This is a genomic window from Streptomyces sp. HUAS CB01 (genome assembly GCF_030406905.1).
In the GTDB taxonomy this organism is placed as follows: domain Bacteria; phylum Actinomycetota; class Actinomycetes; order Streptomycetales; family Streptomycetaceae; genus Streptomyces; species Streptomyces chengbuensis.
On the sequence record NZ_CP129137.1, the window covers coordinates 4531779 to 4556767 of the forward strand.

Here is a 24989-nt window from a genome sequence, read left to right on the forward strand (position 1 = left end):
CCCGGCCCGCGCGGGTGACGCTGGTGCCATGACGGAAGCGATCCCGTACGGCACCAGTGAGACCCGCGCCGGCGACGACGGCCCGGTCCACGTCCTGCACTACGTGCTCCATCTGCCGCACCCCGTGGTGCGGGTCTGGGCCGCCGTGGCCACGCCCGAGGGGCTGCCGCAGTGGCTGGCCGCCGCCGATCTGCTGGAACCCCAGCTCGGCGGCGCGGTGACGCTCCGTTGGCTGAACGCGGAGGAGAGCGTCGAAGGGGCCGTGGTCTCCGGACGGGTCACCGCCTGGGACCGGGAGGCCGTCGCGGAGTACACCGTGGGGACGCACGGCCGCATCCGCTTCCACATGGAGCCGGCGCCCGCCGACTCGCTCGCCACCGTGCTGCGCTTCACCAACGAGTTCTCCGGCCCGGACGGGCGGCGCCTCGACAACCTGGCAGGCTGGCACCAGCACTTCGAGTACCTGTCGGACGCTCTCGACGGGCGGCCCGCGGACTGGTCCGCCTGGACGCCGGAGCGCTTCGAGCAGCTGCGCGCGGAGTACGCCGCGCGCTCCTGACCGGACGGCGCCGGCGCGGTCAGCCGTCCTCGCCGATGTCCTCGTGCCACAGGTCCGGATGGCCGGCGACGAACTCCCGCATCATCGCCGTGCACACGGGATCGTCCAGGACCACCACCTCCACGCCGTGCGCCTCGAGCCAGCCGTGGGCGCCGTGGAACGTCTCCGCCTCGCCGACCACGACCCGCGAGATGCCGAACTGCCGGACCAGCCCCGCGCAGTACCAGCAGGGGGAGAGGGTGGTCACCATCGTCGTCCCCCGGTACGACCGCTGCCGCCCCGCGGCCCGGAACGCGTCCGTCTCCGCGTGCACCGAGGGGTCGCCGTCCTGGACCCGGCGGTTGTGCCCGCGGCCGAGGAGCGAGCCGTCCGCCCCGTACAGCGCGGCGCCGATGGGGATGCCGCCCTCCGCGAGGCCCGCGCGCGCCTCGTCGACGGCGGTGGACAGCCACTGCCGTGCCGTCTCCCGGTCCATGACCCGGCCCTCCCGTCGTCGTCAGGACGTGCCCGGGTCCTCGTCGCGCTTCTGGTCCTTCGTCCGGTCCCGGGACTGCCCCGGCTTGCCCTCGTCGTCCAGGGACTTCAGGAACTCGGGGTTGTCGTCGGGAGCCACCCAGCCGCCGCGCCGCGCAGGACGCGGCGTGCCGCGGTCCTTCCCGGCGATCAGCCAGGAGATCGAACCGACGAGCGGGAAGAGCAGCACGAGGATCGCCCAGAGCGGCTTGGGAATGTGCCTGATCTCCTTCTCGTCCGTGGAGATGCAGTCGATGAAGGCGTAGATGCTGAGCGCCAGCGGCACCAAGAACATCAGTACCCGAAGCATGGGCGGCCCCCTGCGTGCGGAGATACGGGGCCGTGGAACGGCCCCCGTGACAAGTCCAGCGTAGCGAGTGGCCGATACTGGACGGCATGGCTTACGACGATCTTCGCTCGCTGCTCCGGGCGCTGGAGCGCGAGGGCGACCTCAAGCGCATCAAGGCCGAAGTCGACCCGTACCTGGAGGTCGGGGAGATCGTCGACCGGGTCCAGAAGTCCGGCGGCCCCGCGCTGCTCTTCGAGAACGTGCGCGGCTCGTCCATGCCGCTCGCGATGAACGTGTACGGCACCGACCGCCGGCTGCTGAAGGCGCTCGGACTGAAGTCGTACGACGACATCAGCACCAAGATCGGCGGGTTGCTGAAGCCGGAGCTGCCGCACGGCTTCGTCGGCGTGCGCGAGGCGTTCGGCAAGCTCGGCGCGATGACGCACGTGCCGCCGAAGAAGGTCAAGGACGCACCGGTGCAGGAGGTCGTCCTGCGCGGGGACGAGGTCGATCTGGACCGGCTGCCCGCGCTGTTCACCTGGCCCGAGGACGGCGGCTCCTTCTTCAACCTCGGCCTCACGCACACCAAGGACCCGGACACCGGGGTGCGCAACCTCGGCCTGTACCGCCTCCAGCGCCACGACAAGCGCACCATCGGCATGCACTGGCAGATCCACAAGGACAGCCGCAACCACTACCAGGTGGCCGCGCGGCGCGGTGAGAAGCTGCCGGTCGCGATCGCCTTCGGCTGCCCGCCCGCCGTGACGTACGCCTCGACCGCACCGCTGCCCGGGGACATCGACGAGTACCTGTTCGCCGGCTTCGTGCAGGGCAAGCGGATCGAGATGGTCGACTGCAAGACGGTGCCGCTCCAGGTGCCCGCGCAGGCCGAGGTGGTCCTGGAGGGCTGGCTGGAGCCGGGCAAGATGCTTCCCGAGGGTCCGTTCGGGGACCACACCGGCTTCTACACGCCGCAGGAGGACTTCCCCGCGCTGACGATCGACTGCGTGACGATGCGCAGGCGCCCGCTGCTCCAGTCGATCGTGGTGGGACGGCCCCCGACGGAGGACGGCCCGCTCGGCCGGGCGACGGAGCGCTTCTTCCTCCCGCTGCTCAAGATCATCGTGCCGGACATCGTGGACTACCACCTGCCCGAGTCGGGCGGCTTCCACAACTGCGCGATCGTCTCGATCGACAAGAAGTACCCGAAGCACGCCCAGAAGGTCATGCACGCCGTCTGGGGCGCGCACATGATGTCGCTGACCAAGCTGATCGTCGTCGTGGACGCCGACTGCGACGTCCACGATCTGCACGAGGTGTCGTGGCGGGCGCTCGGCAACACCGACTACGCCCGCGACCTGACGGTCGTCGAAGGGCCGGTGGACCACCTCGACCACTCCTCCTACCAGCAGTTCTGGGGCGGCAAGGCGGGCATCGACGCGACGCGGAAGTGGCCCGAGGAGGGCTACACCCGGGACGGGGGCTGGCCGGAGATGGTCGTCTCGGACCCGGACACGGCTGCGCTGGTCGACCGCCGGTGGAAGGAGTACGGCCTGTGAGCGCGTCCGCGGCGGCCGTGCCCGGACCCGGCCGGACCAAGGCGTTCCTGCGGCTGGTGATGATCGAGCACTCGGTCTTCGCGCTGCCGTTCGCGTACATCGCCGCACTCACCGCGATGTTCGAGAGCGACGGGCGCGTCGACTGGGTCACGCTGCTGCTCGTCACCGTCGCCATGGTGGGCCTGCGGACCTTCGCGATGGCCTGCAACCGGATCATCGACCGCGAGATCGACGCCCGCAACCCGCGCACGGCCGGCCGCGAGCTGGTGACCGGAGCGGTGTCGGTGCGGTCCGCCTGGACCGGGGCGGGCATCGCCGTCGTGGTCTTCCTCGGCGCCGCCGCCCTGCTCAACCCGCTGTGCCTGGCGCTCGCGCCGGTGGCGGTCGTCCCGATGGTGGTCTATCCGTACGGGAAGCGCTTCACGAACTTCCCGCACGCGATCCTCGGACTCGCCCAGGCCATGGGCCCCGTCGGGGCGTGGCTCGCGGTCACCGGGACCTGGTCCTGGGACGCGGTGATCCTCGGGCTGGCGGTCGGGGTGTGGATCGGCGGCTTCGACCTGATCTTCGCCTGCCAGGACGTGCGGGCAGACCGCGCCCACGGCGTGAGGTCGGTACCGGCCCGCTTCGGCATCCCGGCCGCCCTGTGGGGCGCCCGGGCCTGCCACGTCCTGACGATGGCCCTCTTCGTCTGGTACGCCCTGGCCACCGGCGCCGGGCTCTTCCTCTGGCTGGGCCTGGTGGTCGTCGCGATCGCGTTCGTCTACGAGCACACGATCGTGACGCCGCACGACCTGTCCCGGCTGAACCGTGCGTTCTTCACCGTCAACGGCTTCATCGGCATTGCCCTGTTCGTGTGTGCGCTGACCGATCTGGCCGTTCGGGGCCTCACCCCGTAGCCACCGTGCGGCCCACCGTCGAGTGCGTGGACGGGGACGTCGATGTGACTGTCACCGAGGACTCCCCGTGGATCCCGCGGCCCGGTCCTGAGCACGCCGCGCCCCGGCCCGTGCCCGGCCCTGGCCGGCCCCGTCAGGCCGTGGTCGCGGCCGGCCTGCGGCGGCGGAACACGAAGGCCGCCACGACGCCCGCCACCAGGCCGATGAGGTGTCCCTGCCAGCTGACGCCCGTGTCGGTGGGGGAGAGGCCCAGCAGGATCGAGCTGCCCCACATCATGCCGATCAGCAGGCCGACGCCGATGTCCAGCGGCCGCCGGTCCACGAAGCCGCGGACCACCAGATAGCCGAAGAGACCGAAGACGAGACCGGACGCGCCCGCCGTGTTCGAGCCCGGCGGCGATATCAGCCAGACGCCGATGCCGTCCGCGACGATGATCAGCGCCGCCACGGCCAGGAAGCGGCGGACGCCGCCGAGCGCGGCGAGGAAACCGAAGACCAGCAGCGGGACGGTGTTCGACGCCACATGGCCGAAGCCGAAGTGGAGGAAGGACGCCGGGACGACGTCCGCAAGCTCACCGGGCTCGCGCGGTGAGATCCCGTACGCGTCGAGCCTGTGGCCCGTGACGTGGTCCACCGCCTCCAGGGCCCACAGCAGCGCCACCCAGGCCAGCATCAGCTTGCCGGCCGCCTTCGCCCGGTCGGTCCGGCCCGGCTCGATCGAGGTGGTCGACATCATGGCCCCCTGTGATTGCCGCGTCTCCCCACGGAAACGTCCGGGGTACCTGACTCAGTTCCGCCACCCGGTGGCCGGATAGGCTCAATCCCATGAACGACGCCAACCGCACCCCGTGGGTCGTCGGGGTCTCCGGGGCGTCCGGGACTCCCTACGCCGCAGCCGTACTGCGCGGTCTGCTCGACGCGGGTGAGAGCGTCGACCTGGTGGTGTCGCGGGCCTCGCGGCTCACCCTCCTCGACGAGACGGGGATCGCGTTCCGGGACGCGCACTGGGAGGACGATCTCCGCACCTGGCTGGAGCGGGGCGCGGACGGCAAGCCCGGGACCTTCCGGGTGGACGTGAGCGCGGTGCGCCACTGGGCGGCCGGGGACCTGGCCGCCGGACCGTCGTCGGGGTCGTACCCGGTGAAGGGCATGCTGATCGTGCCGGCGTCCACCGCCTGTGTCGCGGGAGTGGCGCTCGGGCTGTCCAAGGACCTGCTCCAGCGGGCGGCGAGCGTCACGCTCAAGGAGCGCCGGAGGCTCGTCGTCGCCGTGCGCGAGACCCCGCTGGGCGGTCAGACCCTGCGGCACCTGGTGGCGCTCGACGAGGCGGGCGCGGTGGTCCTGCCCGCGTCCCCCGCCTTCTACGCGGGAGCGACGCACATCCAGGACCTGGTGGACTTCGTGGCAGGGCGGGCGCTGGACGCGGCGGGTGTCGCGCACGGCCTGTACCGCCGCTGGGAGGGAGAGCTGGGGGGCTCCAGGGCCGACTAGCCGACCGACTGCGAGGGGACCGCGGCGGTCGGCGGGAGGGCTGTCCGCGGCCCCGACGCCCCCCGTCGTCCCCGAACGTTCGGGACACGCATGGGCAGCGCGGGGTGTACACCCTGCATGCCTTGGATTTCACACGTAAAATTGCGGTAGCGATGAATAATGGAAGGCTCAGGCATATGGACGCCGTGGATAGGCAGCTCATCCAGGCCCTGCGCGAGAACGGCAGGGCCTCGTACGCCGAGCTCGGCCGGCTCGTGGGACTCTCCGGTCCCTCCGTCACCGACCGCATCAACCGCCTGGAGGCCGCCGGAGTCATCACCGGCTACCGGGCGACCGTCGACGCCGCCTCCCTCGGGCTCGGTGTCACCGCGCTGATCGGCATCTCCCTCTCCGACGCCGCCGACCACGAGGACGTGGCACACCGGCTGCGCGACCTCGCGGAGATCGAGGACTGCTGGTTCATCGCGGGCGACGACTCGTACATGCTCAAGGTGCGCGCCAGCGACGTCGACGGACTGGAGAAGACGATCCGCCGGCTGTCGGGGACGAAGGGCGTCTCGCGGACCCGTACCACCATCGTGCTGTCCACGAAGTGGGAGAACCGGGTCGGGGACCTGCCCGAGGAGGTCTAGGCGTACCGTGGGTGGGGCCTCCGGCGATCCGGGGGCACACCCGGGAAAAGGCCCTGGGGCAAGCGCAGTACGAGGACATCTGGGAGGCGGCCGCATGGACGCGGGGCTCAAGCGCGAGCTGGAGGAGAAGGTCCGGGCCGGCGAGCGGCTGAGCCGCGAGGACGGCATCGCCCTGTACGAGTCGGACGACCTGGCCTGGCTGGGCGGCCTCGCGCACGAGGTCCGTACGCGCAAGAACGGTGACGTGGTCCACTTCAACGTCAACCGCCACCTCAACATGACGAACGTCTGCACGGCGTCGTGCGCGTACTGCTCGTTCCAGCGCAAGCCGGGCGAGAAGGACGCGTACACGATGCGCATCGAGGAGGCCGTCCGCCTCGCCAAGGCGATGGAGAGCGACAACCTCACCGAGCTGCACATCGTCAACGGGCTCCACCCGAACCTCCCCTGGCGCTACTACCCCCGGTCGCTGCGCGAACTGAAGCAGGCGCTGCCGAACGTCTCGCTGAAGGCCTTCACCGCGACCGAGATCCACCACTTCGAGACCATCTCCGGGCTCACCGCCTCGGAGATCCTGGACGAGCTCATCGACGCCGGGCTGGAGTCACTGACCGGCGGCGGTGCCGAGATCTTCGACTGGGAGGTGCGCCAGCACATCGTGGACCACCGCACCCACTGGGAGGACTGGTCCCGGATCCACCGCCTCGCGCACGAGAAGGGCCTGAAGACCCCGTGCACGATGCTGTACGGGCACATCGAGGAACCCCGCCACCGCGTGGACCACGTCCTGCGGCTGCGTGAACTGCAGGACGAGACCGGCGGCTTCCAGGTCTTCATCCCGCTGCGGTACCAGCACGACTTCGTCGACATGAAGGACGGCAAGGTCCGCAACAGGCTCCAGGCCCGGACGACGATGGCGACGGGGGCGGAGGCCCTGAAGACCTTCGCCGTGTCCCGGCTGCTGTTCGACAACGTCCCGCACGTGAAGGTCTTCTGGGTGATGCACGGTGTGCAGACCGCGCAACTGGCCCTTCAGCACGGCGCGGACGACATGGACGGCTCGGTCGTCGAGTACAAGATCACCCACGACGCGGACAACTACGGCACGCCGAACAAGCTGACGCGCGACGACCTGCTGGAGCTGATCCGCGACGCGGGCTTCCGCCCGGTGGAGCGCAACACCCGCTACGAGGTCATCCGCGAGTACCCCGGCCCCGACGGCGACCGCCGCGAGTCGCCGCAGCCCATGCGCGTCTGACCCGTCCGGCCCCGTACGGGGGCCGAGTCCGAGGCCGTGGCGCCCCGGTCCCACCCGCCCGCGAGGGCGTGCCCGGCCCCTTCGGGGCCACCCGGGCAGGGGCCGGGGCGTTGTTATCGTCGGGGTCATGGCTCTGCAGTTCACGCTCGATCCGCCCGTCGACCCCGCGCTCCGTGACGGGATCCTGGGGCTCTGGACCGACGTGAGCAACGCCGACGGGGCCGTGGGGTTCGTACCGCCGGTGAGCACGGAGGACGTACGGCCCGAACTGGTCCGGCACCTGGCGGCGATGGCCGAGGGACGGACGCGGCTGCTCGTCGGGCGCGACGAGGACGGCGAGGTCGCCGCCGCCGCGTTCCTCACGCACAACGCGCACCGGCTGATGCGTCACCGGATCTGGCTCTACACGGTGATGGTGCATCCCCGGCACCAGGGCAGGGGCTACGGCCGGGACCTGCTCGCCGAGGCCGCCGGCGCCGCACGCGGGATGAGCGGGATCACGGCGATACGGCTGACCTGCCGCGGCGGCGCGGGACTGGAGCGGTTCTACGCCTCGTGCGGCTACAAGGAGGTCGGCCGGGTGCCCGACGCGATCCGCGTCTCCGACGGCGACTTCCGCGACGACATCACGATGCTGCTCCCGCTCGTCTGATCCTCCCCGGAGCGCACTCCGGGCCGGACCGGCCGGAGCCGCCGAATGGACCACGGTCGGGACGTGCTTCACTGGACGGGCGACTCAGTGAAGGAAAGGGGCCGTCGTGTCCGACAGCAAGACGAGCGCCACGCTCCGGTACACCCTCATGCGGCTCGGCGTCTTCGCCGGCTGCTTCTTCGTCCTGTGGGGGCTGGTGTACCTGCGCGTACTGCCGCGCGGCCTGGGCGACTCCAACCTGCTGTGGGTGCTCGTCCTTTCCGTCCTCATCTCGGCGCCGCTGAGCTTCGTCCTGCTGCGCAAGCAGCGCGACGCGATGTCCGAGCAGATCGTCGCGAAGGTGGACCGGGCCAAGACCCGCCTGGAGGCCAACCGCACCCGCGAGGACGTCCAGTAGCGCGCGACGCCGTCCTCCGGCTCCGCCGGTGGACGTGACCTTCGTCACGTCGAACTCCGCAGACCCCGCCGCCCCGGCCGGGAGCACAGCGCTCCCGCGCTGGGGCAGTGCCGTTTCCGGACGCTCGATGGCGCGATCCAGACTCAAAGTCCGACTTTGAGGGTCTCAAAGTTCAAGTGTTAACGTGTGGCCATGACGACAGCAGTGTGCCCCGAAACGGTCATGAGCCCCCCGCTCGTGACGCGCCTGCACGTCGACGCACCTTGCTGCGCTCGCGCCGGGACCTCCCCCGGCATGTCCGCAATCTGTCGCCGTTCGGTCTGACCCGGCGTCACAGAGCGGCCTCCCCCGAGCGAACGGGCGCCGCATCCCCGTCCCCCCGCCTTTCCGATACGCCTCACCGGAGTGTGTCCGTGTCCGCGAACTCCGCGACGCCCGCCCACACCAGCCGCATACCGAAGGTCCCGTTCTGGGCCCAGATAGTCGCCGGTCTGGTCGCCGGCGTCCTGCTCGGCTGGCTGGCCCGCAGTCAGGACGTCACCTGGCTCCGCACGACCCTGGAGCAGGTCGGCGACATCTTCGTCCAGCTGCTGAAGCTGGCCGTCGCGCCGCTCGTGTTCTTCGCGATCCTGGTGTCGATCACCAATCTGCGGAAGGTCAACAACGCCGCACGGCTGGCCGGCCGCACGCTGCTGTGGTTCATGATCACCTCGCTGATCGCCGTGGCGATCGGCCTGGCGATCGGTCTGCTCACCGACCCCGGGGCGGGCACCGGCCTCACCCGGCAGGACGGCGAGAAGCCGGAGAAGGCAGGCTCCTGGATCGACTTCCTCACCGGGATCGTTCCCACGGACGTCGTCACGCCCTTCACCGAGCTGAACGTCCTCCAGATCGTCTTCATGGCCGCCGTCGCCGGTGTCGCCGCGCTCCAGCTCGGCGACCGCGCCCAGCCGGTCCTCGCCTTCAGCGAGTCCGTGCTGGAGCTGCTGCAGAAGGCCCTGTGGTGGGTCATCCGGCTGGCCCCGATCGGCACCGTCGGCCTCATCGGCCACGCGATCGCCGACTACGGCTGGGACCTCATCGGCAAGTACGCCACCTTCACGGCCGACGTCTACGTCGGCTGCGCGCTGGTCCTGTTCGGCGTGTACCCGCTGCTGCTGGCGACCGTCGCCAGGGTCAACCCGCTGCAGTTCTTCAAGGGTGCCTGGCCGGCCATCCAGCTCGCCTTCGTCTCCCGCTCCTCGGTCGGCACGATGCCGGTCACCCAGAAGGTCACCGAGCGTCTCGGCGTTCCGAAGGAGTACACCTCCTTCGCCGTGCCGTTCGGCGCGACGACGAAGATGGACGGCTGCGCCGCCGTCTACCCGGCGCTGGCAGCGATCTTCATCGCGCAGATCTTCGAGGTCCAGCTCGGCGTTCAGGACTACCTGCTGATCGCCTTCGTCTCGGTCGTCGGATCCGCCGCCACGGCGGGTCTCACCGGCGCGACGGTCATGCTGACGCTGACCCTCTCCACGCTGGGCCTCCCGCTGGAGGGCGTGGGACTGCTGATGGCGATCGACCCGATCCTGGACATGATGCGGACCGCGACGAACGTCGCCGGCCAGACCGTCGTGCCGGTGATCGTCGCCGCTCGCGAGAAGATCCTCGACCGCGACGCGTACGACGCGGCGAAGCCGTCGCCGATCGACGACGTGGACGCGGACGCCCGCGAGACCGAGCGGAAGGTGGCGGTGCCGGCCACCGCGTGAGGGCCGCAGGCCCCCGACCCACCGCGAGCGGGCCCCGGATCCGACGGATCCGGGGCCTCCGTCGTCGGGGGGCGACGCGCGGGGCCGCCGGTCACCGCCGGGCGGCGTCCAGGCGCGCGAAGCGCCGGGGCGCCAGCCCCCGGCCCCGGCCCGCGAGGCCCAGTGCGAGCCGGCCCTCGGACCACGTGCCGCGCACCTCGATCTCCTCGTCTCTCAGGTGGCCTCGCGTGAACGCGACGCGCTCCCCGTGCTGCTCGTAGCGTGCCGTGTGCACGCCCGGAGTGGGCAGTTCGCGCCGCAGCCACGTGGCGATGGTCGCGGCGTTCTCGGGCCGGGGAGCGGGACGTACGAGTACGTCGAGGACGGTGCCGTCCGGGTAGAACCGGAACACCTGCACGTCCGCGCTGAAGATGCCGCTCAGCCGAACGGGCCTCTGGCGGCGGTTCCGACGGGTCACTGGGCCCCCGGGTGTTCGGCGATCGTGGCCCGGTCACCGGCCCTACCGGTGGACCGTCCCGGTCCCGGGCGCTTCGCGTGCCCGGCTCGTGCGGCCTCTGGCCGGAGGGGAAAGGCGCCGTGTCGGCGGGCTGTGCGTGCGGAGCGGGAGCGCCCGCCCTAGACTGGCAAGATCATCGTTTTCGTCCGGAAGCGGGAGATTCGCACCATGTCGAAGCGAGGCAACAAGCGGCGGGCCAGGAAGAAGAGGAAGGCGAATCACGGCAAGCGTCCCAACGCCTGACCGCCCCCCGACCCCGACCGTACGCGCCGATCCGGCGCAGCCCACCCGAGGACCGGTCCGCGGAACCGTGCGGACCGGTCCTCGGCGTTTCCGCCCCGCGGCGGGCCTTAGGCTTACCGAACAGTAGATCGGTGGCCAGGGCCGGGAGGACGTCTGACGTGGAAGGTGCCGGTAGGACCAAGCGGATGCCGCGTGCCGTGCGGGAGCAGCAGATGCTCGACGCCGCAGTGCAGACGTTCGGGCAACGGGGGTACCGCGCTGCGTCGATGGACGAGATCGCGGAGCTCGCCGGCGTGTCCAAGCCGCTGGTCTACCTCTACCTGAACTCCAAGGAGGACCTCTTCACCGCCTGCATCCGGCGGGAGTCCGCGGCGCTGGTCGCGGCCGTGCGGGCGGCGGTGGACCCGGGGCTGCCGGCGGACCGTCAGCTGTGGGAGGGCCTCACCGCGTTCTTCGGGCACACGACGGAGCACCCGGACGCGTGGGCCGTGCTGCACCGGCAGGCCCGTACGCACGGGGAGCCGTTCGCCGCCGAGGTGTCCGTGATGCGGAACGAGATCGTGGCGTTCGTGACGGGGCTGATCGGGGTGGCGGCGCGCGAGTCCCTCGGGGACGGCGAACTCGCCGACAAGGACGTGGCGGGTCTCGCCCAGGCGCTCGTCGGCGCGGCGGAGTCGCTGGCCGGATGGGCCAACGACACACCGGGCGTCTCCGCGCGGGAGGCGGCCGCGACGCTCATGAACTTCGCGTGGGAGGGCCTGGGGAACCTCATGAAGGGCGAGCGCTGGTCACCGTCCTCCCGGTGAGGTGCACCCGGCCTTCGCCGTCGGCGCCGCGCAGCTCGAAGACCCCGTCGGCCCGGTCCGTGCGGACGCCGGCGTAGACGACGGTGCCGGGAAGCAGCACGGGCGCCTTGAACACCGCTTCCGCACGGCGGAGTTCCCGGGGGTCCCGCTCGGCCAGGCAGCGGGCGAAGGTCCACATGCCGTGGGCGATCGCGCGGGGGAAGCCGAAGGCGCGTGCGGTCGCCGCGTACAGGTGGATGGGGTTGCGGTCCCCGGACGCGGCGCCGTAGCGGCGTCCGAGGTCGGCATCGAGCCGCCATCGCGCGCGCTCCTCCGGCGCCGGGGTCCGTTCCGCGGGGCCGTCGTCCTCCCGAACGGCCCGCGGAGGACCGTCGCCCGCTGGGCTGTCGGCCGGAGGGCCGTCGTCGGGCGGCGGTGTGCCCGCCGCGGGGCCGTCGTCGGGTGCGGGCCCGGCGGTGACCCCCCGGCCGCCCGCGTCGCGCATCGCGGACGGCCCGCACGCGGGCGTGTCCCCCGTACCCGCTCCGGACGGCCCGGCCGCTCCCGGGTGCCGTGCGTGCCGGGAGAGGTACGTGCTGTCCGACTCCCACACGAGTTCGCCGTCGAGCCGGGCCTCGGTCACCAACGTCACTTCCGTGCCGCGCCGGTGCGGCCGCAGCCAGGCCGCGTGGACGGAGATCTCCGGCCGGTCGTCCGGCCCGATGTCCCGGTGCCGGGTGATCGCGATGCGGGTGTGGACGAGCCCCGGCAACGGCAGGGGGAAGCCGCGGTCGGCCATCAGCCGCATGGCGAGCGGGAAGCCGAGGACGTGCGGGTACGTGATCGGCAGCGGCCCGGCGGCCTCGAAGCCGCACACGCGGGCGTACGCGGCCAGACGCGACGGCTCGACGGCCGCTCCCGGCAGCACGAGCCGGGTCCGCGGGAGCCGGTCGCCCACCGCGGCGCCGGGGAGGGCCCGCCGGCGGAACGGCGAGGCGAGGACGCCGCGCAGCAGGGCGGGCCAGAGGGCGGGCGGTGCGGACAGGGTCCGGGTCTCCATGGCGGGTCTCCTTCCGTGCGGGGGCGTCACGCGCCGAGGAGCGACTGCCCGCAGACACGTACGACCTGGCCGTTCACGGGCCCCGACGCCGGGTGGGCCAGCCAGGCCGTCGTCTCCGCGACGTCCTCCGGGAGGCCGCCCTGGGCCAGTGAGTTCATCCGGCGGCCCGCCTCGCGGATCAGCAGCGGCACGGCCGCGGTCATCCTCGTCTCGATGAAGCCGGGCGCGACGGCGTTGACCGTGACGCCGTGCTCGGCGGCGGCGCGGGGGGCGAGCGAACGCACCAGGCCGATGATCCCGGCCTTGCTCGCGGCGTAGTTCGTCTGACCGGCGTTGCCGGCGATGCCCGCGATGGAGGCCGTCGCGACGATCCGGCCGCCGTTCGCCAGCACTCCGGCCTTCAGCAGCGTGTCCGTGATGTCGAGCACCGACGACAGGTTCACGTCCACCACGGAACTCCAGCGCTCCGAGGGCATGTTGGCGAGCCTGCGGTCGCGAGTGACGCCCGCGTTGTGGACGAGGACGCCCAGCCCGTCGGGAAAGGCGTCGGCGATGCGCTCCGCCGCGTCGTCCGCCGTGATGTCCAGCGGGAGCGCCGCCGCGCCGAGCCGTTCGGCGGTGCGGCCGAGTTCGTCCCGGGCCCGGGGTGTGTCGAGGCAGACGACGCCGGCGCCGTCGCGCACGAGGGTGGCGGCGACGGCCGCGCCGATCCCGCGTGCAGCGCCGGTGACGAGCGCGGTGCGGCCGGCGAGCGGACGGGACCAGTCGTCGGGAGCCGCCTGGGCGGAGTCGCCCACCTCGACCGTCTGCCCGCTGATGTAGGCCGACTTGGGGGAGAGGAGGAACCGCAGCGTCGACTCGGCGGCGCGGGCGCCGCCGGCGATCCGCACCAGGTTCACGGTCCTGCCCCGGCCGATCTCCTTGCCGAGGGAGCGCACGAACCCGTCCAGCGCCTGCTGGGCGGCGGCCTGGTGGTGGTCCGTCGCGGAGAGCGGGGCGCCGAGGACCACGATCCGGCCGCTCGCCGCGACGGACCGCACGACGGGGTGGAGCAGGGCGTGCACTCCGGCGAGCCCTCGCGCGGACGCGACGCCCGTCGCGTCGAGCACGACCGCTGCGGGGTCGGCGGCCGCGGCGGCCACCGGCAGACCCGTCGAGGCGAGGACCGCGGCGAGGTCCGCTCCTGCGACCGTGGACGAACCCACCGTCAGATGCGCCAGCTCGCCGTCGAGCGTGGGGTGTTCGGGTGTCCAGCGGTGCAGCGCGGCCGGTTCCGGGAGTCCGAGGCGGCGCGTGAGGAAGCGGCCGGGCGCGGTGTGGGTGAAACGCAGATAGCGGTCGGCCATGGTCGTCCGGACTCCCTGCTGGGTCGTGGATTTACTCCAGAGTAAGGTTACTCAGAGGTCAGGAGTTGGTCGAGGTGTAACTCGGAGAGGTCCGCAGGGTCGCGATCGTCGGGGCAGCCGTACTCCGTTCGCCGGTTCCGACGGCCCCTGCGCACCACCGCCTCCGACCAGGAGGTGCCCGCCGCACGGGACGGGATCGTCGAGCGGTACGGCTGCGGGAACCGGGCGCGGTGGGCGTTCGTGGCCGGCGCGGTCCTCGAGCGCATTCGGGACCCAACCTCGCCCGCGAGACCGTCCTCGGCTCGGGCCTGGATCCGCGCACCCCGGCCTACGACATCCAGCAGGCCTGCGGCACGGGCGTCTCGGCGGTCGTCGCAGCCGACACGATCGCGCTCGGCGCCGCCCACTCCGCCGTCGCGGGCGGCGCCGACACGGCAAGCGACGCGCCCCTCGCCGTCGAGGACGACCTGCGCGGGGCAACGGTTCGCCGCCCGGCGCGCGAAGGGACTCGGTGGCCGCCTGAAAAGACGCTGTCCGGTGTGCGCCCCTCCCCACGCGTGCCCGACATCCCGCGCAACGCCGAACCCCGCACGGGCCTCTCCATGGGCGAGCACGCCGCGATCACCGCCCGGAAGCGGGGGACCACCCGCGAGGACCAGGACGCACTCGCCGCCGGGAGCCGCCGGCGTCTGGCCGGCCGCCTACGAGCGGGGGTTCCTGCGCGATCGCCGCGCCGTTCCGGGGAGTCGCCCGGGACCAGAACCTGCGCCCCGGTTCGACGGCCGCGAAACTCGCCGCGCTCAAGCCGGTGTTCGGCACGGACCACGACAACCCGACGACGACCGCGCGCAATTCGACGCCGCTCACCGACGGGGCGGCGGTCGTGCTGCTCGCCATTGAGGGGTGGGCGGAGGCCCGCGGGCGTGAGGTCCTGGCCCGTCTCACGGCGTACGAGACGGCAGCGGTGGACCGCGTGGACGGGACGCGGGGCTGCTGACGGCGCCGGCCCGCGCGGTCCCCGCGGATGCTGGAGCGCACCGGTCCGGGGACGGAGGACTTCGACCTCGTCGAGATCCACGAGGCCGTCGCCCCGCAGGTCCTCGCCACGCTCGCGGCCCGGGAGGACCAGGGACTCGCCCCGGTGGACCGCGCGAGGCTCGATGTCGCGGGGCCTCGCCGGCGACCGGCCACCCGTTCGCGGCCACCGGCGCCCGGATCGTCGCGACCCCTCGCCACGCTCCTCGCGGAGCGGGAGGGGCCCGGCCCGCGGGCTGATCTCGCTCTGCGCGGCGGGCGGGCAGGGCGTGACGGCGATCCTGGAACGGCCGTAGCACCTCGGGGCCGGGTGCTCCGAGGGTCCTCCGGTGTCCTGGGCTCGGGTCAGTGCCCGGCGGGTCGTCCCGGGCCGGGGGCTCGGTGGGTCCTCCGGCGCCCGGATCGGCCGGGGCCCGGGGCCTCACTGGTCCTCCGGTTTCCGGGATCCGGGGTGGGGCCTCCCGGGTCGTCCGGGGCCCGGGATCCGGGGTGGGGCCTCCCGGGGCCCGGGATCCGGGGTGGGTCCCCCGTCGTCCGGGACCCGGCGGACGTGCGGTCAGCCCCGCCGGAGCCGCCACTCCCGGAGGACCTCGTCCACGTCGTACGGCCTGCGTCCGAGCGGCGGACCCGGCGGCGGCATCATCAGCATCCGGGTGATCCTCTCGTTGATCTCCGTGACGATCCGGCGCACCGCGGCCTCCGACGGGGCTCGGTACGCCTTCTCCAGCGCGTCCTCGGCCTCCTTGCGCAGGGCGAGAGCGGGCGGCAGGACGGCGATGCCTTCCTTGTGCATCTTGCCCTTGACCCACCACAGCTCGTCGTACGGCGCCAGGTCGTCGGGCAGGGGCTTGCCGAGGCCCGGCAGCTCCTCGAACTCCCCGCGTTCCCTCGCGTCGCGGATCTGCTTGTCGACCCACGACTCGAAACTGACGCCCGGGGGCTTGCGCTCGGTCATGCCTTCCAGGGTACGGATGTGCGAGGGCGCCGGTGAGGGCTCTGGGACACTTGAACCGTGCTGATCAGAGAGGCGACCGCGCAGGACTGGGACCGCATCTGGCCCTTCTGGAGAAGGATCGTGTCCGCCGGCGACACCTACGCATGGGATCCGGACACCGACGAGCCCGCCGCACGCGCGCTGTGGATGGCGCCCTCCCACCGGGTGTTCGTGGTCGAGGACGAGGACGGCACGCTGGTCGCGTCGGCGTACGTGCGGCCCAACTACGGCGGCCCCGCCGCGCACATCGCCAACGCGGGCTTCATGGTCGACCCGGAGCAGACGGGACGGGGCATCGGGCGGCGTCTGGCCGAGCACGTCATCGACCGGGCACGGCGGGACGGCTACACCGGGATGGTCTTCAACGCCGTAGTGGAGACGAATCCCGCGACGCGGCTGTGGGAGGCGCTGGGTTTCCGTGTGCTGGGCACGGTCCCGGGGGCTTTCCGGCATCCGGAGCACGGCACCGTGGGGTTGAACATCATGTTCCGCGAGTTGTGAGCCGTCCGGGGGACTTTTCCCTTTCTTTCCCCGCTCGCGGTCTCCCGTTCACTGCCCTTTCGTATTCCGGCGTCCGGATTCCCGGATTCGGGGCCGGCGGGCGGGACCGGACGGCTGCTCGGCCTTCCGGAGGGGATACGGAAAAGGGCAGGAGCCCCGTCCCGTACACGAGGTACGGGCGAGGCTCCTTGGGTACTGCTAAGTCGTGCGCGATCGCCGACCCGGTCGCATCAGGCCGGGGTGACGTTCTCCGCCTGCGGGCCCTTCGGACCCTGCGTGACGTCGAAGTTCACGACCTGGTTCTCCTCGAGGGAGCGGAAGCCGGTCGCGTTGATCGCGGAGTAGTGGACGAAGACATCCGGGCCGCCGCCGTCCTGGGCGATGAAGCCGAAGCCCTTTTCAGCGTTGAACCACTTCACGGTTCCGGTAGCCATAAGCCCTCCTTGGGCCAAAGGGTTGCCCTGCTCCAGAACCTGCAAACAAGTCTGAAAACTACAAAAGCCTGCGGGTCACATGCTCCGCAGGCTCTGCACTGCAAGGGAAACCAAACTGCAACTTGCGTCGAGCCTAGCACGCACGGTGTTCAGATGGGTAGAGGGAAAGATCACGTCACCCGGATGTTTGATGCCGCCTTGACATGCTGACGCTCTCGGGCGGGGTGCCCCGGCCATTCGAAGGCGTGTCCCCCGGTCTAGCCTCACGATGTGGACAGTCACGCAGAACCCGCGGAGCACGCGGAACACGCCGAGAACGCCGCCCCCGGCCACGACCGTCGCAGCCGGCCGCGCGTCGGTCACATCCAGTTCCTGAACTGCCTGCCCCTGTACTGGGGCCTCGCCCGCACGGGGACGCTCCTGGATCTCGAGCTCACCAAGGACACGCCGGAGAAGCTCTCCGAGGGGCTGGTCGCCGGTGATCTCGATATCGGCCCGATCACCCTCGTGGAATATCTGCGCAATGCCGACGATCTCGTCGCTTTCCCCGATATCGCGGTCGGCTGCGACGGGCCGGTCATGTCCTGTGTGATCGTCTCCCAGCTGCCGCTGGAGCAGCTGGGCGGCGCCCGGGTCGCCCTGGGGTCCACCTCCCGCACCTCGGTGCGCCTGGCGCAGCTGCTGCTCGCCGAGCAGTACGGAGTGGCGCCCGACTACTACACCTGCCCGCCGGACCTGGGCGTGATGATGCAGGAGGCGGACGCGGCCGTGCTGATCGGCGACGCCGCACTGCGCGCCTCGCTGCACGACGCGCCGAGGCTGGGGCTGCGGGTCCACGACCTCGGCCGGATGTGGAAGGACTGGACCGGCCTGCCGTTCGTCTTCGCGGTGTGGGCGGCCCGCAAGGACTATCTGCGGCGGGAGCCCCGGCTCGTACGGAAGGTCCACGAGGCGTTCCTGGACTCCCGCGACCTCTCCCTGCAGGAGGTCACGAAGGTCGCCGAGCAGGCGGCGCGCTGGGAGGCGTTCGACGCGGAGCTGCTCGAGCGCTACTTCACGACGCTGGACTTCCGCTTCGGCCCCGAGCAGTTGGCCGGGGTCAGGGAGTTCGCCCGCAGGACCGGGCCGACGACGGGCTTCCCGGCGGACGTGGCGGTCGAGCTGCTCGGCGTCTGAGCGGCACGGCGGTGCCGGTGTCGCCGAGCTCCACGCCGGAGCCGGCGTCCGGCGCGTCCGCCGCAGGCCGGACGGGGGCGGAGCGCCCCGCACCCGCCCGGCGGGCCATGCGGCGGGCCGGGACGCGGGTCAGGGCGTGGCGACGGGCGCCTGCATATGGCGGCTGATCCACTCGATGGACCCGTCCTCCATGCCCTGCACATAGGTCCTGGCGTTGTGCTCGCCGTCCTGGATCACCTGCAGCCGGGTCTTCACCGGGCCCTTGGTGTGGTCCCTGATGAAGGCCCTGACCTTGCGGAGCGCCGACTCCTTGGTGCCCGCCTGGAACGCCAGATAGACGTCCGTGTCCTTGCCGCTCGGGCGGGCCCCGAGCGCCCGGGCGAGCTTCTCGGGGTCGTTCGCCGCCTGCTCCGCGGGGTGCCCCGCCCACAGCGGTGAGTCCGGCACGATGTCGGGGCCGGAGGCGATGACGGCCTTGAACCGGTCCGGGTGCTTCAGTACCGACTTCAGTCCGACGAAGGCACCGGACGACGATCCCATGAACGCCCATCCGTCACGGGACGTGAAGGTGCGGAAATTGGCGCGGACGAAGTCGGGGACGTCCTCGGTCATCCAGGTGCCCATTTTCGGCTGCCCGGGTATGTCACTGCCGTCGTAGTAATACTTGTCATCCGGATTGAGCACCGGCATCACCACGACGAACGGAAGGCTCTTGCCCTCCTTCGACCACCGGCTGATGCTGCTCTGCAGCTTCAGATCGGTGCCCATCCAGTAATTGTTCGGGTAGCCGTTGCCGCCCGGCAGCGCGATCAGGACCGGGAAGCCGCTCTTCGCGTACTTCGGGTCGAAATACTGCGGGGGCGCCCACACCCAGACCTTCCCGGTGAAGCCGGACTTTCTGCCGTGCAGCGTGGTCACGCCGATCCTGGTTCCGTCGTCGACGGTGTTCTGGGTGGTGAACTCGGCCTTCGGGCCCGTCGGCATCAGGGTCTTCGCGGCGGCCTCCCCGCCGGCCTCCCCGGCGGCCGGGCCGTCCGAGCCGCCGTCCCGGCCGGCGGGGGCGGCGGACGGCCCGTCGAAGGTGACGGGCTCCCCTTCTGCCGAACAGCCGGACGCGAGCGCGACAGAGCAGAGGGCGACGGTGGCGATGAGCGCCTTGGACAGCCGTTTCATGGCGTACTCCGTTGGTGCGGTGATTCGCGCGCTTCGCGGGGGTTACCGGCGCGGTGAGCGGTTTACGACCAGGGAGATGCGGGCCCGGCGCGATCGGTTGGCCCCAGACCGGGCCCGATCCCGGTGATCCGGACCACGCGTGGGCCTACGCTGCTGGACGGATCGGACGGGCCAGCGGGCCGCCGCGACAGGGGGAGAGACGCGCATGCAGCCGTTGGAAGCCGGCGAACCGCGGACCATCGGCACCTACCGGCTGCTGGGCAGGCTCGGTGCGGGCGGCATGGGCCGGGTGTACCTCGCCCGCAGCGAGGGCGGCCGTACGGTCGCGGTGAAGGTCGTCCATCCCCATTTCGCGCTCGACGAGCAGTTCCGGGCGCGGTTCCGGCGGGAGGTGGAGGCGGCCAGGCGGGTGGGCGGGGCCTGGACGGCCCCCGTCCTCGACGCCGACCCCGACGCGCCCGTGCCCTGGGTGGCCACCGGCTTCGTCGCGGGCCCCGCGCTCGGCGCGGCGGTGGCCGAGCACGGGCCACTGCCCGAGCACACGGTCCGGACCCTGGGCGCGGGGCTGGCCGAGGCGCTGGCCGCGGTCCACGCGCTGGGGCTCGTCCACCGGGATGTGAAACCGTCCAACGTGCTGCTGACCCTGGACGGTCCCCGGCTCATCGACTTCGGGATCGCGCGGGCCACCGACGGCACGGCCTCACTCACCACGACCGGCGTCTCCGTCGGCTCCCCCGGCTACATGGCTCCGGAGCAGATCGTCGGCTCGGGCGAGGTGACCGGTGCCGCCGACGTCTTCTCGCTCGGCGCGGTCCTCGCCTACGCCGCGACCGGCACCGCGCCCTTCCCCGGCGACTCGTCGGCCGCCCTGCTCTACAAGGTGGTCCACGAGGAGCCCGAACTGGGAGCCCTGACGGGTGAACTGCGGGAGCTCGTCGCCGGCTGCCTCGCCAAGGACCCGGCCGCCCGCCCGGCCCCCGCCGGGCTGGTCCGCCGGCTCGCGCCGGCCGGCGCCGGGGCACTGGTGGCCGCCGGCTGGCTGCCCGGCCCGTTGGTGGAGCAGGTCAGCAGGACCGCGGTACGGCTGCTCGACCTGGAGCCGGCGTCCGGCGAGGACCCGGTGGCGTCCGGGCCCGTGCCGTTCACCAGCCAGGCCCTGGGGGTGTTCGGCCCGCCGATCGACCCCGTCCCCCCGGCGCCCGTGCCGGCGCCCCCTCCCGAGCCGACGACCGCGCCCACGGACCGCAAGCCCGGGGGCCGGCTCTCCCTCTCGGTCACGACCCGCGGAGAACACGACCGCCCGGGCGGCTCCCGCAAGGCCAGCTGCACCGTGGCCCTCGCCGTGGCCGGGGCACTCGCCGCGGTGACCGTGGGCGCGGGGGTCCTGCTGGACCTCTTCCCGCGCGGTGGCGGCGGCCACGGCGACACGGCGGCCCAGCCGCCCGCGTCCTCGGAGACCAGCGCACCCGCCGACGGCGGAACGGGCCCGGAAGAGGTGCCGAAGACCTTCGCGGGCGTCTGGGAGGGCAGCATCACGGCGGCCGGACTGCCCGCGGGCACGATGAAGGTCACCATCGAGCCGGGCGGCCGCACCGGCGAGCGGGTCGGCAAGGCCGAACAGACCGACATCCTGGGCAACTTCATCTGCGAGGACCTGCTGACCGCCACGAGCGCCGACGCCCGCACCCTCGTCGTCGACGCCAGGCGCGGGCCGCGCAGCAAGGGCATGTGCAGCGAGAGCACCAAGGGCCTGCGCCTCGAACTGAGCGGCGGCACGCTGCGGTACGTGTCGGCCGACGCCCGGGCGGGCAACCCGGTCGGCGACCTCAGCCGCAGCGGCCGTTGAGAGCCGGCCGCGCACCGGCCCGCGCGAGGGTCGGGGCGGGCCCCTGCAGGGCGTGCCGCCGAGGTGCCGCCGAGGGGCGGGCACAGGGCCTGTCGTAGGCTGGCACGGTCCGGTAACGCCCTGCTCCACCGCCGAAAGGTGACACCCCGGTGACCCAGAAGGCCGACCTCCAGTCCGTCCTGGACCGTGCCGCCGAGGGCGGGCGGATCACCCCCGAAGAGGCACTCGACCTGTACCGCTCCGCGCCGCTGCACGCGCTGGGCGCCGCCGCGGACGCCGTGCGCCGCCGCCGCTACGCGGGCACCGAGCACATCGCGACGTACATCATCGAGCGCAACATCAACTACACCAACGTGTGCGTCACGGCCTGCAGGTTCTGCGCCTTCTACGCGGCGCCCAAGGACACCGCCAAGGGCTGGACCCGCGACCTCGACGACATCCTGCGGCGCTGCGCCGAGACGGTCGAGCTGGGCGGCACCCAGATCATGTTCCAGGGCGGTCACCACCCGGACTACGGCGTCGAGTACTACGAGAAGCACTTCGCCGCCATCAAGAAGGAGTTCCCGCAGCTGGTCATCCACTCCCTCGGCGCGTCCGAGGTGGAGCACATGGCCCGCATCTCGGGAGTGTCCGTGGAGGAGGCCATCCGGCGCATCAACGCGGCGGGTCTGGACTCCTTCGCGGGCGCCGGCGCCGAGCTGCTGCCGGAGCGGCCGCGCAAGGCGATCGCCCCGCTGAAGGAGTCCGGTGAGCGCTGGCTGGAGATCATGGAGGCGGCGCACCGGCTCGGCGTGGAGTCGACGTCCACGATGCTGATGGGCACCGGCGAGACGAACGCCGAGCGCATCGAGCACCTGCGGATGATTCGCGACGTACAGGACCGGACGGGCGGCTTCCGGGCCTTCATCCCGTACACGTACCAGCCCGAGAACAACCACCTCAAGGGCCGGACCCAGGCGACGATCTTCGAGTACCTGCGGATGATCGCGATCGCCCGGCTCTTCTTCGACAACGTCGCCCACATCCAGGGCTCCTGGCTGACCACGGGCAAGGAGATCGGCCAGCTCTCCCTGCACTACGGCGCGGACGACCTGGGGTCGATCATGCTGGAGGAGAACGTCGTCTCCTCGGCGGGCGCCAGGCACCGCTCCAACCGCCAGGAGATCATCGACCTGATCCGCCGCGCGGACCGTGTGCCCGCGCAGCGGACGACCACGTACGAACACGTCGTCGTGCACGACGACCCGGCGAACGACCCGGTCGACGACCGCGTCGTCTCGCACATCTCCTCGACCGCGATCGAGGGCGGCACGGCGCACCCCGAGCTGAAGCTGCTGAACGCCAACTGACGACGCCGTGCTGACGATTCACGCGGCCGACCTGCTGCTGCCCGGTGGCCGGGGGGCGCCGGTGCCGGGCGGCGCGGTCGCCGTCCGGGGAAGCCTGATCGCCGCCGTCGGCCCTTACGAGGCGGTGGCTGCCGCCCACCCGCAGGCGCGGGTGCGGCGCTGGCCCGGCGTGCTGACTCCGGGCCTGTGCAATCCGTACGGGCCCGAACTCCTGGAGCGGGCCTACCACCCCGACCCGCGCGAGGCGGACGAGCTGGGCACGGAACCGCTCACCGGCGACGCACTCGCCGCGCTGGGGATGACGGACGCCCGGTGGGGTGCGAGCGCACGGCGCGGTGCCCAGCGGATGCTGGCGCACGGCACGGTGGCGGTGGCCGGGGACCTCCGGCGCGGTGCCGTCCGGGACGCGGTGACCCGCGTGGGCCTCGGCTGCGAGGAGCGCTTCTCGGAGCCGCAGGGGCCGCCATCCCTGGACCCGTTCGCGGGACGCCCCGTCACGGAGGCCTTCCTGCTGCCGCTGGGTCCCGAGGGCGCGGACGCGGACTTCGCCGTCTTCGACGTACCGGTCGGCGGCGACCCGTACACCGCCCTGCGCGAGCACGGCGCCCGTACCTGCGTCGCCACCGTCCTCGGTGGCCGGCTGGTGTACCGGCGGCGCTAGGTGTTCTGTCCGAGGAGGTTGTGGACGGGTGAGCCAGGTCTCGGCTGAGGGAGCTTGAACGGGTGCGGGCCTTCCGGGTCCGGCACCGGGCGTCGGAGCCCGGAGCGCGCCGGGCGGCATCCTCCGGTGACCGGGCCGGGTCAGGAACCCACGGCACGCCCCCGCCGGGCCCGCCGCGGTGTGCCTGAGACAATGGGCGGCGTACCGTCCGCACCCGACACTGCGAGGCCGAACGCCAGTGACCCGCGCTTCCCTGGACAAGCAGCCGCACGAAGTCGCCTCGATGTTCGACGATGTCGCGGCGAACTACGACCTCACCAACGATGTGCTCTCGCTCGGCCAGGACCGGCGCTGGCGCAAGGAGGTCGCCAAGGCCGTCGACGCGCGGCCCGCCGAGAGGGTGCTCGACCTGGCGGCCGGGACCGGCACGTCCTCGCTGCCCTTCACCCGCACCGGCGCCTACGTCGTGCCCTGCGACTTCTCGCTCGGCATGCTGCGCGAGGGCAAGAAGCGGCAGCCGTGGCTGCCGCTGACCGCCGGCGACGCGACGAAGCTCCCTTTCCGCGACGACTCCTTCGACGCCGTGACGATCAGCTTCGGGCTGCGCAACGTCCAGGACACCGACCAGGCGCTGCGGGAACTGCACCGCGTGACGAAGCCGGGCGGCCGCGTGGTCATCTGCGAGTTCTCCCACCCCACGTGGGCGCCGTTCCGGACCGTGTACGAGGAGTACCTGATGCGGGCGCTGCCGCCCGTCGCCCGCGCGGTCTCGTCCAACCCGGCCGCGTACGTCTACCTCGCCGAGTCGATCCAGTCCTGGCCCGAGCAGGCGGACCTCGCCGCGATGCTCCAGAAGGCCGGCTGGTCGAAGGTGGCCTGGCGCAATCTGAGCGGCGGGATCGTCGCGCTGCACCGCGGCACCAAGTCCCAGTAGATCCACCGGGGACCGCGCACCATGGACTACCAGGCGATCCTCGAACGCATCGCGCAGGACGTCGCGCCGCTGGTCGGCAGCGGCACCCCGGCCGAGTACATCCCGGCCCTGGCCGCCGTCGACCCGCGGCACTTCGGCATGGCCATCGCCGACCTCGACGGCAGGGTCCACGGCGTCGGCGACTGGGAGCGGCCCTTCTCCACCCAGTCGGTGACCAAGGTCTTCGCCCTGGCCCTGGCGCTCTCCCTGGGCGGCGACAGCCTGTGGGAGCACGTGGGCCGGGAGCCCTCCGGCAATCCGTTCAACTCGCTGGTGCAGCTGGAGTACGAGAACGGGATCCCGCGCAATCCGTTCATCAACGCGGGGGCCCTCGTCGTCACCGACCGGCTGCTGACCCTGACCGGGGACGCGAGCAGCGAGGTGCTGGAGTTCCTGCGGCAGGAGAGCGGCAACCCGGAGCTCGCCTTCGACCCGGAGGTCGCCGGGTCCGAGTCCGCGCACGGTGACCGCAATGCCGCGCTGGCCCACTTCATGGCCTCGTACGGCAACATCGCCAATCCCGTCCCGGCGCTGCTCGACCACTACTTCTGGCAGTGCTCGATCGAGATGAACTGCGCCGACCTGGCCCGCGCGGCCCGGTTCCTGGCCCGTCACGGACTGCGCGCCGACGGCAGCCGGCTGCTGACCCGCAGCGAGGCCAAGCAGATCAACGCGGTGATGCTCACCTGCGGTACGTACGACGCGGCGGGTGAGTTCGCGTACCGGGTCGGGCTGCCGGGAAAGAGCGGCGTCGGCGGCGGGATCGTGGCGGTCGTGCCGGGGCGGTGCACGCTCTGCGTGTGGAGCCCGGGGCTCGACGGACAGGGCAACTCGGTGGCGGGCGTGGCGGCGCTGGACCGGTTCACGACGCTGACCGGGCTGTCGGTGTTCTGACCGGACGGGGAGTGCGCGCACGG

The 24989-nt window shown here is 72.2% G+C and carries 27 protein-coding genes and 1 pseudogene; 19 read left to right on the forward strand and 9 right to left on the reverse strand.

Going from position 1 to position 24989, the window contains the following annotated elements; genetic code table 11:
* Positions 1–28: 28 nt before the first annotated feature.
* Positions 29–559 carry an SRPBCC domain-containing protein gene (locus QRN89_RS20095; RefSeq protein WP_290350793.1) on the forward strand — a complete coding sequence of 177 codons (531 nt, stop codon included), beginning with the start codon at positions 29–31 and terminating at the stop codon, positions 557–559.
* Positions 560–578: 19 nt separating this feature from the next.
* Here QRN89_RS20095 and QRN89_RS20100 read toward each other — a convergent pair whose 3' ends face one another.
* Together QRN89_RS20100 and QRN89_RS20105 are read right to left on the reverse strand one after the other, a co-directional pair.
* On the reverse strand, positions 579–1034 hold the full coding sequence (locus QRN89_RS20100) for a nucleoside deaminase (RefSeq protein WP_290350794.1): 456 nt from the start codon (positions 1032–1034) through the stop codon (positions 579–581).
* 21 nt (positions 1035–1055) lie between these two features.
* Positions 1056–1382 carry a PLD nuclease N-terminal domain-containing protein gene (locus tag QRN89_RS20105; protein WP_290350795.1) on the reverse strand — a complete coding sequence of 109 codons (327 nt, stop codon included), beginning with the start codon at positions 1380–1382 and terminating at the stop codon, positions 1056–1058.
* 86 nt (positions 1383–1468) lie between these two features.
* On the opposite strand from QRN89_RS20105, the gene QRN89_RS20110 reads away from it, so the two are divergent.
* Positions 1469–2920 carry a menaquinone biosynthesis decarboxylase gene (locus tag QRN89_RS20110; RefSeq protein ID WP_290350796.1) on the forward strand — a complete coding sequence of 484 codons (1452 nt, stop codon included), beginning with the start codon at positions 1469–1471 and terminating at the stop codon, positions 2918–2920.
* Positions 2917–3819 (forward strand): menaquinone biosynthesis prenyltransferase MqnP, encoded by a 903-nt coding sequence (gene mqnP / locus QRN89_RS20115; protein ID WP_290350797.1) that lies wholly within the window; start codon positions 2917–2919, stop codon positions 3817–3819. Before QRN89_RS20110 ends, mqnP begins: the two co-directional genes overlap by 4 nt.
* Positions 3820–3952: 133 nt before the next feature.
* On the opposite strand, the gene QRN89_RS20120 is transcribed toward mqnP, so the two are convergent.
* A complete protein-coding gene (locus QRN89_RS20120; protein WP_290350798.1) occupies positions 3953–4552 on the reverse strand; it encodes a rhomboid family intramembrane serine protease in 600 nt (199 codons plus the stop codon).
* A gap of 92 nt (positions 4553–4644) precedes the next feature.
* On the opposite strand from QRN89_RS20120, the gene QRN89_RS20125 reads away from it, so the two are divergent.
* The 6 genes from QRN89_RS20125 to QRN89_RS20150 all read left to right on the forward strand — a co-directional run bounded on the left by QRN89_RS20125 (position 4645) and on the right by QRN89_RS20150 (position 10000).
* Entirely contained in the window at positions 4645–5310 is a 666-nt protein-coding gene (locus tag QRN89_RS20125) for a UbiX family flavin prenyltransferase (protein ID WP_290350799.1), read from the forward strand.
* 176 nt (positions 5311–5486) lie between these two features.
* The gene (locus QRN89_RS20130) at positions 5487–5942 is read left to right on the forward strand and encodes an Lrp/AsnC family transcriptional regulator (RefSeq protein WP_138053755.1); all 456 of its coding nucleotides are present in this window, start codon (positions 5487–5489) and stop codon (positions 5940–5942) included.
* A gap of 94 nt (positions 5943–6036) precedes the next feature.
* Positions 6037–7200 carry an aminofutalosine synthase MqnE gene (gene mqnE / locus QRN89_RS20135; protein WP_290350800.1) on the forward strand — a complete coding sequence of 388 codons (1164 nt, stop codon included), beginning with the start codon at positions 6037–6039 and terminating at the stop codon, positions 7198–7200.
* A 127-nt stretch (positions 7201–7327) separates the two neighbouring features.
* Positions 7328–7852, forward strand: coding sequence for a GNAT family N-acetyltransferase (locus QRN89_RS20140; protein WP_290350801.1), 525 nt, complete (start codon positions 7328–7330; stop codon positions 7850–7852).
* Between the two features lie 106 nt (positions 7853–7958).
* The gene (locus tag QRN89_RS20145) at positions 7959–8249 is read left to right on the forward strand and encodes a DUF4229 domain-containing protein (RefSeq protein ID WP_290350802.1); all 291 of its coding nucleotides are present in this window, start codon (positions 7959–7961) and stop codon (positions 8247–8249) included.
* A 413-nt stretch (positions 8250–8662) separates the two neighbouring features.
* On the forward strand, positions 8663–10000 hold the full coding sequence (locus QRN89_RS20150; protein WP_290350803.1) for a dicarboxylate/amino acid:cation symporter: 1338 nt from the start codon (positions 8663–8665) through the stop codon (positions 9998–10000).
* 91 nt (positions 10001–10091) lie between these two features.
* On the opposite strand, the gene QRN89_RS20155 is transcribed toward QRN89_RS20150, so the two are convergent.
* Positions 10092–10457, reverse strand: a complete 366-nt coding sequence (locus QRN89_RS20155; RefSeq protein WP_290350804.1) for a hypothetical protein — start codon at positions 10455–10457, stop codon at positions 10092–10094.
* A 207-nt stretch (positions 10458–10664) separates the two neighbouring features.
* Between QRN89_RS20155 and QRN89_RS35835 the strand changes: the two genes are divergently transcribed.
* Complete coding sequence (locus tag QRN89_RS35835) at positions 10665–10739, forward strand: 50S ribosomal protein bL37 (RefSeq protein WP_106430099.1); 75 nt, start codon at positions 10665–10667, stop codon at positions 10737–10739.
* Between the two features lie 185 nt (positions 10740–10924).
* A complete protein-coding gene (locus tag QRN89_RS20160; protein ID WP_290353789.1) occupies positions 10925–11545 on the forward strand; it encodes a TetR/AcrR family transcriptional regulator in 621 nt (206 codons plus the stop codon).
* Here the strand turns inward: QRN89_RS20160 and QRN89_RS20165 are convergent.
* Together QRN89_RS20165 and QRN89_RS20170 are read right to left on the reverse strand one after the other, a co-directional pair.
* The gene (locus QRN89_RS20165; RefSeq protein ID WP_290350805.1) at positions 11508–12584 is read right to left on the reverse strand and encodes a MaoC/PaaZ C-terminal domain-containing protein; all 1077 of its coding nucleotides are present in this window, start codon (positions 12582–12584) and stop codon (positions 11508–11510) included. The genes QRN89_RS20160 and QRN89_RS20165 overlap by 38 nt on opposite strands.
* A 26-nt stretch (positions 12585–12610) precedes the next feature.
* Positions 12611–13930, reverse strand: a complete 1320-nt coding sequence (locus tag QRN89_RS20170; RefSeq protein WP_290350806.1) for a 3-oxoacyl-ACP reductase — start codon at positions 13928–13930, stop codon at positions 12611–12613.
* Positions 13931–14034: 104 nt separating this feature from the next.
* Between QRN89_RS20170 and QRN89_RS20175 the strand changes: the two are divergent.
* A pseudogene (locus QRN89_RS20175) lies at positions 14035–15261 on the forward strand (acetyl-CoA C-acyltransferase).
* Between the two features lie 260 nt (positions 15262–15521).
* Here QRN89_RS20175 and QRN89_RS20180 read toward each other — a convergent pair.
* Positions 15522–15920 (reverse strand): DnaJ family domain-containing protein, encoded by a 399-nt coding sequence (locus QRN89_RS20180; RefSeq protein ID WP_290350807.1) that lies wholly within the window; start codon positions 15918–15920, stop codon positions 15522–15524.
* Positions 15921–15977: 57 nt separating this feature from the next.
* Between QRN89_RS20180 and QRN89_RS20185 the strand changes: the two genes are divergently transcribed.
* The gene (locus QRN89_RS20185; RefSeq protein WP_290350808.1) at positions 15978–16460 is read left to right on the forward strand and encodes a GNAT family N-acetyltransferase; all 483 of its coding nucleotides are present in this window, start codon (positions 15978–15980) and stop codon (positions 16458–16460) included.
* Between the two features lie 230 nt (positions 16461–16690).
* On the opposite strand, the gene QRN89_RS20190 is transcribed toward QRN89_RS20185, so the two are convergent.
* Entirely contained in the window at positions 16691–16894 is a 204-nt protein-coding gene (locus QRN89_RS20190) for a cold-shock protein (protein WP_017948713.1), read from the reverse strand.
* A 270-nt stretch (positions 16895–17164) separates the two neighbouring features.
* On the opposite strand from QRN89_RS20190, the gene QRN89_RS20195 reads away from it, so the two are divergent.
* Positions 17165–18070 carry a menaquinone biosynthetic enzyme MqnA/MqnD family protein gene (locus QRN89_RS20195; RefSeq protein WP_384068293.1) on the forward strand — a complete coding sequence of 302 codons (906 nt, stop codon included), beginning with the start codon at positions 17165–17167 and terminating at the stop codon, positions 18068–18070.
* A gap of 129 nt (positions 18071–18199) precedes the next feature.
* Here the strand turns inward: QRN89_RS20195 and QRN89_RS20200 are convergent, their stop codons facing one another.
* On the reverse strand, positions 18200–19243 hold the full coding sequence (locus QRN89_RS20200) for an alpha/beta hydrolase (protein WP_290350809.1): 1044 nt from the start codon (positions 19241–19243) through the stop codon (positions 18200–18202).
* Positions 19244–19448: 205 nt separating this feature from the next.
* Between QRN89_RS20200 and QRN89_RS20205 the strand changes: the two genes are divergently transcribed.
* From QRN89_RS20205 to QRN89_RS20225, 5 genes are all read left to right on the forward strand, one after another.
* Positions 19449–21089, forward strand: a complete 1641-nt coding sequence (locus QRN89_RS20205) for a serine/threonine-protein kinase (RefSeq protein ID WP_290350810.1) — start codon at positions 19449–19451, stop codon at positions 21087–21089.
* 149 nt (positions 21090–21238) lie between these two features.
* Complete coding sequence (gene mqnC / locus QRN89_RS20210) at positions 21239–22438, forward strand: cyclic dehypoxanthinyl futalosine synthase (protein WP_290350811.1); 1200 nt, start codon at positions 21239–21241, stop codon at positions 22436–22438.
* 7 nt (positions 22439–22445) lie between these two features.
* Positions 22446–23099, forward strand: coding sequence for an imidazolonepropionase-like domain-containing protein (locus QRN89_RS20215; protein ID WP_290350812.1), 654 nt, complete (start codon positions 22446–22448; stop codon positions 23097–23099).
* Positions 23100–23337: 238 nt separating this feature from the next.
* Positions 23338–24033, forward strand: coding sequence for a demethylmenaquinone methyltransferase (locus QRN89_RS20220; protein WP_290350813.1), 696 nt, complete (start codon positions 23338–23340; stop codon positions 24031–24033).
* 21 nt (positions 24034–24054) lie between these two features.
* Positions 24055–24966 (forward strand): glutaminase, encoded by a 912-nt coding sequence (locus QRN89_RS20225; RefSeq protein ID WP_290350814.1) that lies wholly within the window; start codon positions 24055–24057, stop codon positions 24964–24966.
* Positions 24967–24989: the final 23 nt, after the last annotated feature.

What these genes read in the sequence shown, in the direction of transcription:
- QRN89_RS20200 (WP_290350809.1), bottom strand. Translation starts at nt 19,243, where the DNA reads ATGAAACGGCTGTCCAAGGCGCTCATCGCCACCGTCGCCCTCTGCTCT.
- QRN89_RS20125 (WP_290350799.1), top strand. Translation starts at nt 4,645, where the DNA reads ATGAACGACGCCAACCGCACCCCGTGGGTCGTCGGGGTCTCCGGGGCG.
- QRN89_RS20130 (WP_138053755.1), top strand. Translation starts at nt 5,487, where the DNA reads ATGGACGCCGTGGATAGGCAGCTCATCCAGGCCCTGCGCGAGAACGGC.
- QRN89_RS20105 (WP_290350795.1), bottom strand. Translation starts at nt 1,382, where the DNA reads ATGCTTCGGGTACTGATGTTCTTGGTGCCGCTGGCGCTCAGCATCTAC.
- QRN89_RS20190 (WP_017948713.1), bottom strand. Translation starts at nt 16,894, where the DNA reads ATGGCTACCGGAACCGTGAAGTGGTTCAACGCTGAAAAGGGCTTCGGC.
- QRN89_RS20100 (WP_290350794.1), bottom strand. Translation starts at nt 1,034, where the DNA reads ATGGACCGGGAGACGGCACGGCAGTGGCTGTCCACCGCCGTCGACGAG.
- QRN89_RS20120 (WP_290350798.1), bottom strand. Translation starts at nt 4,552, where the DNA reads ATGTCGACCACCTCGATCGAGCCGGGCCGGACCGACCGGGCGAAGGCG.
- QRN89_RS20160 (WP_290353789.1), top strand. Translation starts at nt 10,925, where the DNA reads ATGCCGCGTGCCGTGCGGGAGCAGCAGATGCTCGACGCCGCAGTGCAG.
- QRN89_RS20095 (WP_290350793.1), top strand. Translation starts at nt 29, where the DNA reads ATGACGGAAGCGATCCCGTACGGCACCAGTGAGACCCGCGCCGGCGAC.
- QRN89_RS20225 (WP_290350814.1), top strand. Translation starts at nt 24,055, where the DNA reads ATGGACTACCAGGCGATCCTCGAACGCATCGCGCAGGACGTCGCGCCG.
- QRN89_RS20205 (WP_290350810.1), top strand. Translation starts at nt 19,449, where the DNA reads ATGCAGCCGTTGGAAGCCGGCGAACCGCGGACCATCGGCACCTACCGG.
- QRN89_RS20140 (WP_290350801.1), top strand. Translation starts at nt 7,328, where the DNA reads ATGGCTCTGCAGTTCACGCTCGATCCGCCCGTCGACCCCGCGCTCCGT.
- mqnE (WP_290350800.1), top strand. Translation starts at nt 6,037, where the DNA reads ATGGACGCGGGGCTCAAGCGCGAGCTGGAGGAGAAGGTCCGGGCCGGC.
- QRN89_RS20170 (WP_290350806.1), bottom strand. Translation starts at nt 13,930, where the DNA reads ATGGCCGACCGCTATCTGCGTTTCACCCACACCGCGCCCGGCCGCTTC.
- QRN89_RS20110 (WP_290350796.1), top strand. Translation starts at nt 1,469, where the DNA reads ATGGCTTACGACGATCTTCGCTCGCTGCTCCGGGCGCTGGAGCGCGAG.
- QRN89_RS20165 (WP_290350805.1), bottom strand. Translation starts at nt 12,584, where the DNA reads ATGGAGACCCGGACCCTGTCCGCACCGCCCGCCCTCTGGCCCGCCCTG.
- QRN89_RS20180 (WP_290350807.1), bottom strand. Translation starts at nt 15,920, where the DNA reads ATGACCGAGCGCAAGCCCCCGGGCGTCAGTTTCGAGTCGTGGGTCGAC.